This is a genomic window from uncultured Agitococcus sp. (assembly GCF_937920075.1).
Lineage (GTDB): Bacteria > Pseudomonadota > Gammaproteobacteria > Pseudomonadales > Moraxellaceae > Agitococcus.
The window spans coordinates 1-1733 of the sequence record NZ_CALETI010000155.1; the positions used below are offsets into that span (position 1 = coordinate 1).

At 42.1% G+C, this 1733-nt stretch carries 2 protein-coding genes; both read right to left on the reverse strand.

From position 1 onward, the window contains the following. Positions 1 to 184: hypothetical protein (locus tag Q0212_RS05780; RefSeq protein WP_297923487.1), on the reverse strand; the 184-nt coding region annotated here is incomplete at its 3' end. Then, the coding region (locus Q0212_RS05785; RefSeq protein ID WP_297923489.1) for a hypothetical protein at positions 181 to 1733 on the reverse strand (1553 nt) is incomplete at its 5' end. The genes Q0212_RS05780 and Q0212_RS05785, both read right to left, overlap by 4 nt.

The following is a 1733-nucleotide window of genomic DNA, read 5'->3' on the forward strand; positions in this document are numbered from 1 at the left end:
ATGTGGCGGTAAAATAGTGGTAGCCACTGGCAGGTGTTGGCGACCAAAAAGACGTTGTGTACCAGTCAAAACAGTTTTGTACGCTATAGCCTGTTTGTTGACTGCTTGCTGTCACACTGGCTAACTTTGACGACGTAAGCAAATTGTCATAACAAATAATGGCTTTGTTGGCTGTTGTTGTCATGCTGGTATAAACCGTAAATTGTTTAATTGCTTACCATCACCCAATGCTTCATCAATAAAATCAAGCATTTTGCGGCCTGTTAAAATGGCATCTTCAGGAATACGAACATAGGTTGTAAGTGTTGGCTGTTCTGCTCTTTGTTCGGCTTGGCTTGTTGGGCTTGAAGATGCAGGCAAAGCAGGAGGCGCACCACCAGCTACACTAGGGCTTCCCCCACCACTTAACACGCCTTGTGCCATCGAACCACCAAACGCGATTGCGGCAGCCGCGGCAGCCACACCTAACGCTGGCCCTACAAATGGAATAGGTGATAATGCGGCATAAGCACCAACAGCCGCCCGATAAGTATTTACACCAATTTCGTATAAGGCTTGTGCTTTTTGAATAGCTTGTGCAGCTTTGGCGGCTTTACCTTGACCTTGTGCCATTTGTGATAAGCCTTGGTTAAAAAAACCAACAGTAGCGGCCATTTGTGCTTTACGTGCTTCTAGTTCTTTGTCGCCCATCGTGATTGCTTGGTTAATTCTGTCTTGTTCACCTGTCAAAAACGAGGCTATAAAGTCTTGCTGCATAGCCAATTTATAAGCATTTTTAGCGTTTTCTTCTACATCAAGCGCATCATTCAAATCAATGTTTTCTTGCTGTGCTTTGTAATCATCGTTTTGCAATTTAGCTTCATAATTTATTTCATTAATAATAGGGTCTTCTAACAACTCAGCAACACGTTGATTAGCGTCCGCTATCGCTTTAGCTGCTGCATCAGCCGCCGCTTTATCGTTGATTTCTTTTATTTTTTGATGATGTTGCGTTTCTAATTGTTCTAACAAATACTTTCGCTGTTCTTCATCTTTAAAAGCCTTATCTTTAGCATTAGTTAAAAAAGTTTTTTGTTTCTCATAATAGGCTTGCTCTTTTTGAGCCTCTGTCATAAAACTTTCAGAGAGTTTATCAACGGCTTCTTGCTGTTTTTCTAACTCAGCTTGTGCTTTTTTGGCGGCATCTTCACGCGCTTTGGCCACTTTATCCTGCTCTTTTGAGGCTAATAACTTTTTTTCCATGTCTAAAGAATTAGCCGCTTTTTTTGCAGCTTCGGCTTGAGCATCAGCAGATTCACTGGCTATTTTTGCTGTGCCATTCCATATATCACCCAAAGCCAACATATCAGCCTTAGCTTTTTCTTTGGCTGACGTATCTGCCCAAATTGCTTTGGCTTGTGCAATGTTACCCGAAGCAACGCTAACAGCCATTGCCGCAAATTTACCAATTAATTCCCCAAACAAAATCAAATCAATAGCAGCTATTTTAAAGCCTGTGTACATAACTTTGATTGTGCTAGATAAAAGCCATGCCGCACCTTCCATTATCTTTGTATCTTGTGCGCCTTTAAGCATATTCTCGCTAATTTCGCCAAGCGCTGGTGCTAATTGCACAGCCATCACACGCCATGTGCCTGTCGCTGCAAAACTTAATTTGTCTAACGAGTCATTTATTTGACCAGCCGCATTAGACGCATCAGTGCTAACAACAAGGTTAAATTTTTCGGCTTCGG